Genomic DNA, 4,224 nt, shown 5'->3' on the forward strand with positions numbered 1-4,224 from the left:
GCACCATTAATGGAAAAACAACATATCGCCAAGCGCGCTACATCAAGACATAATTATACTAGATCGACAAGTTTTAATACGGATTTTATGAGCCATTTTGAACAAAAACCGGCTCGACGCGGAAAAAACGGCCATTCTTCGGCTTTCGCCTTCGCCAAACAGCAAAAACCTGCGGCAAGAAACGGCGAAAAACGCCAAAGCGGGTTTAGTATACCCATTCCTTCTATCGCGACCGCCGCGGTTGTCGCCGGAATCGTCCTTTTAACCCTTACGGCGCTTAAGTGGGAAGGTTTTAAGATACCCCTCCCCGAAAACTACGCTATTAAGCTAGAAGCCGAAGATACCGCCGACAAAACGATGCAATACGCCTCGACGGGCGTGCCCCTGCTGTCCGTTAAAATACCGGACGAGCCCGTGCCGACAATACCCGAACAAAGCCTTGAACAAGTCGCCATACAGGCGGAAACCGATAAGAAGGGCGATGATTCGGCCCAAGAGCTGATCACCTTCCAATGGCAGAAGTATAAGGTGCAAAAAGGGGACTCCGTTTCCGTAATCGCGAAAAAATTCGGGGTTTCCATAGGGGCGGTCATATCCGCCAACAATATCCGCAACGCCAGGGGGCTTAAGGAAGGGGTTACATTGAGGATTCCGAATATCGACGGTATCCCCTACTCGATTAAGTCCGGCGACAGCCTTTCTAAAATAGCGGTGTCCTTCAACGTGCCTTTGGAAGTCATTCTCGACGTAAACGACTTAAAAACCGACGTGATCAAGGCGGGGGAGACGATTTTTATCCCCGGCGCAAGAATGAACGATTTGGACCTTAGGATGAGCCTTGGGGAACTGTTCACCTATCCCGTAAACAGCAAGCACCTTACAAGCGGTTTTGGAATGAGAAAAGACCCGATAAGCGGCGAGCTTAACTTCCATACCGGCATCGATCTTCGAGCGAATACCGGCGCCACGGTTATGGCTTCCATGGAAGGGACGGTTTCCGTAATAAACGAAAATTGGCTGTACGGGAAGCACATCATTTTGAGCCACCCGAACGGGTATAAGACTTTGTACGCCCACCTTAGCTCCATTTCGGTAAAACAGGGCGATAAGGTGGCGCAGGGACGGAAAATAGGGGAAGCTGGAAACACCGGCTACAGTACCGGCTCGCACCTTCATTTTACGATATATGACAAGAACGGAAAACTTATCAATCCGCTGGATTTATTAAACTAAATTGATTAGGAGACATTAATGCGCAAGTTAATCCTCATTCTTTTGGCTTTTATCGCGATTTTTACCTATATTAGGGCTTTTGAAGTGGTACCGGCATCAGACGCCCAATCGACCGCAGTCCAATCGACTGATACTTTGGCAAAAATACCTGTGGAAATAACCCCTTAAGATATACTACAATTAAAGTATGATTTACGGCAAAAAACCCACCGCTGTATCGGACGTATACACTTTTAGCGATGTGGTAGAACGGGCATGTGAAAAACTAATGGACCGTCAGATTATATACTCAATCCGGCGAATTCAGTCTATGGATGAACGCCTTGCCACGCTGGAAAAGGAACTGGACGATTTTCTCTCGCAAAAAAACAGGAAAAACTGATGAAAAACAGGCGAATCCTTCCTGTCATTGTTTTCTTCTTTTTGGGGATTTTCCGCCTCTTCGGGTTCAATTTCAGCAATTTGATTCTATCAAACGACGACAGGCTCCTGTTCAAGGCGGAATTTGAAAACCAGCACGAGGTTTTTATCTCCCGCCTTACGGATATGTCCATACAGCAGCTTACGGCCTTCCCGGAAAGGCTTTCGGTAGTTAACAACGGAAGAACCATTTTGGTTCAAAACCATTTCGGCCTGGCGAGGATTCCGACAACTGGCGGGATACCGTCGCAGGTTGCGGGCTTTCCGTCTTTCGCGTCGGGAAACGTGCCGCTAAAGGGAAGACTGCACGAATTCGCCGCTTCAAGCGACGGCAAATGGCTTCTTTACGTGGAACCTGTAAGCCCGGCTTTCGGGACTCTGATTCTTGTCAACATTGAAAGCGGCGCAAAAAAGGTTATAAGCGAAAAGATTGAATTGCCCAATACGGGGTTTCCCGCCTGCTGGAATCCCGATTCAAAACTTTTTGTATATTCAAAAAACGGGAAACTTTTTTATTATCCCATTTTAAATGATATTACGGTTACTACGGACGAGCGCTTCAGGCACATAGGGCCGGGGGAAATTAATTCCGTTTCTTGGGGACAGATGGGCGAGTTCTATTATTTTAACGGGAATATCCTGTACCGCGTTTTAAGCCCAGAGCTTTTTACAAGATCGATTTACGGCGACTTTCTTACAATCGGGAACGTGGCGGCCGTTCTGCCCTTCGACTTTGAAGCCGGGTTCGACAGATACTGGGTGGCGCCCAACTCCGGCTCCGTATTAATCAATAAAAAAGGAAAAAGCCTTTTTCTGTTTTTGTTAGGTGAAAACCAATACAACAATTCGGCTCTTCCCCACATTATGCTTCCGCAGGGGTCGGGCAATATCAGCGTGTTCTGGCCGTCCAGCGGCGTGCTTACGATTGTGTCCTCGCTTAAAAAAGAGATTTCCGTCTGGCGTTTTGAAATTAACGGAAAAAACGTAAGGACTTTAACGCCGACAGATATTCCCATGTCCAACAACGGCGCCATCTCCCCGGACGGGACAAAGGTTATTTTTTGGGGCGAGAAAGGGCTTGAACTTTGGGATTATTCGAACTGGCGGCTTATTCATAAATTAAGCGAAACGCCGGTTCTTTCCTGCGCGTGGATCAACAACAGGGAATTTGTCACGGGAAACGCAAGTTACATAGAGGCGGTAAGCGTCGCCAACGTCGCTAGCGCCACTGGCGTTGCCAGCGTTGATTATCCCCGCAGGAAGATCTGTCTTTCTGGCGCTGACGAATTCGGCTTTGAGGACAACGAGCATAACCAGCGCATATTCGCAAGAATAGAGAACGACTGGTTCGCGAGCAACGGAAGGAGCGCGTGGGCGCCCGCCACGGAATCCGCGATGCGGAACACTTCCACGGCGTCTGAACGCTTCCGCGTATTTCTTGAACCCCAGCCAAACGGCCCCTTTACGAATATTCCGATGGTACGCAACATAACATCCGTAGGCACTTCTTCGCTTGTGTCTAACCATTCGATCAACGCCGCTTACAAGCAGGGCAGAAATATCCGCGTAGCCCTCTGCTTCGACCTTTATGACGATGATACCGGCCTGTCGCAGGTTCTTAGCGCCCTGCGCCGTTTTAACGTAAGGGCGACTTTCTTCTTGAACGGCGATTTTATCCGCAGAAACCCGAACGCAGCGGCTGCGATTGTCGCGGCTGGACAGGAAGCCGCCTCCCTCTTTTACGCGCCCGTCGATCTTTCGGACGCGCGTTACACGGTAACGCCGCAGTTTATCGCGCAGGGGCTCGCGCGTAACGAAGACGAATTTTTCCAGGCCACCGGAAAAGAGCTTGCCCTGCTTTGGCACCCGCCGTTTTTCCGCAGTTCCAACATGATAAACTCGGCGGCCGCCGCCGTGGGATACGCCACCGCTTCCAGGGACATCGATCCCAACGACTGGCTTTCCAGAGACGAGGCGTTAAGGCTCGGCATACGCCAGTATTCCTCATCGCAATTAATCGAACAGATAACCGATAAAAGGAAAAACGGCTCCATAATTCCCATCCGGCTTGGAATAAACCCCGGGGGCAGGGACGATTATCTTTACCTAAAAATCGACGTGCTTCTAGACGCCCTTATCCGTTCGGGCTGTGATATTGTTCCCGTTTCTGTTATCGTCAGGAAATGAATGTCTCTCTTCCGTCATTAATCGAAAAGACTTTTCCGATACCGGGACGTTTTCGCTCCGCCCTGCCCTCGCAGGTCGCGGAACTTTCCCGCCTTCTCACGGGCGCGCGAGGAGACCGTTCCCTTTCATATTTAAGCCGCCCCAATTACCTTTCCGCCTACCTGCGCTATTTTCTGCCGTGGAACATTCTGCGCCTCAGCCGCCTTCTGCCCTTTATTGATCTTCCCCTCCGCGCCGGGGACGTAATCGCCGACTTGGGAAGCGGCCCGCTAACCTTTGTGTCGGCGCTCTGGCTCTCCCGCCCCGACCTGCGCTCCGTCCCGCTTGAATTTTTCTGCATAGACAACTGCGCCCCCGCCCTTGCCGCAGGGAAAAAGTTTTTCG

4 protein-coding genes and 1 pseudogene are annotated in these 4,224 nt (G+C 50.3%); all 5 read left to right on the forward strand.

Going from position 1 to position 4,224, the window contains the following annotated elements; all coding sequences use genetic code 11:
- Positions 1-1,233, forward strand: a 1,233-nt coding sequence (locus ACYVTD_RS10210; RefSeq protein ID WP_461247675.1) for a peptidoglycan DD-metalloendopeptidase family protein, incomplete at its 5' end; no start/stop codon positions are given.
- 18 nt (positions 1,234-1,251) lie between these two features.
- A complete protein-coding gene (locus ACYVTD_RS10215; protein ID WP_461247676.1) occupies positions 1,252-1,401 on the forward strand; it encodes a hypothetical protein in 150 nt (49 codons plus the stop codon).
- A 19-nt stretch (positions 1,402-1,420) separates the two neighbouring features.
- Positions 1,421-1,615 (forward strand): hypothetical protein, encoded by a 195-nt coding sequence (locus tag ACYVTD_RS10220; RefSeq protein WP_461247677.1) that lies wholly within the window; start codon positions 1,421-1,423, stop codon positions 1,613-1,615.
- Positions 1,615-3,840 (forward strand): polysaccharide deacetylase family protein, encoded by a 2,226-nt coding sequence (locus tag ACYVTD_RS10225; RefSeq protein ID WP_461247678.1) that lies wholly within the window; start codon positions 1,615-1,617, stop codon positions 3,838-3,840. The genes ACYVTD_RS10220 and ACYVTD_RS10225 overlap by 1 nt, the downstream gene beginning before the upstream one ends.
- A pseudogene (locus ACYVTD_RS10230) lies at positions 3,837-4,224 on the forward strand (small ribosomal subunit Rsm22 family protein); the annotation flags it as partial. The gene ACYVTD_RS10225 and the pseudogene ACYVTD_RS10230, both read left to right, overlap by 4 nt.

It is taken from the genome of Treponema sp. R6D11 (assembly GCF_054786075.1).

Coding starts and splice junctions, on each gene's coding strand:
- ACYVTD_RS10225 (WP_461247678.1), top strand. CDS start 1,615: ATGAAAAACAGGCGAATCCTTCCTGTCATTGTTTTCTTCTTTTTGGGG.
- ACYVTD_RS10220 (WP_461247677.1), top strand. CDS start 1,421: ATGATTTACGGCAAAAAACCCACCGCTGTATCGGACGTATACACTTTT.
- ACYVTD_RS10215 (WP_461247676.1), top strand. CDS start 1,252: ATGCGCAAGTTAATCCTCATTCTTTTGGCTTTTATCGCGATTTTTACC.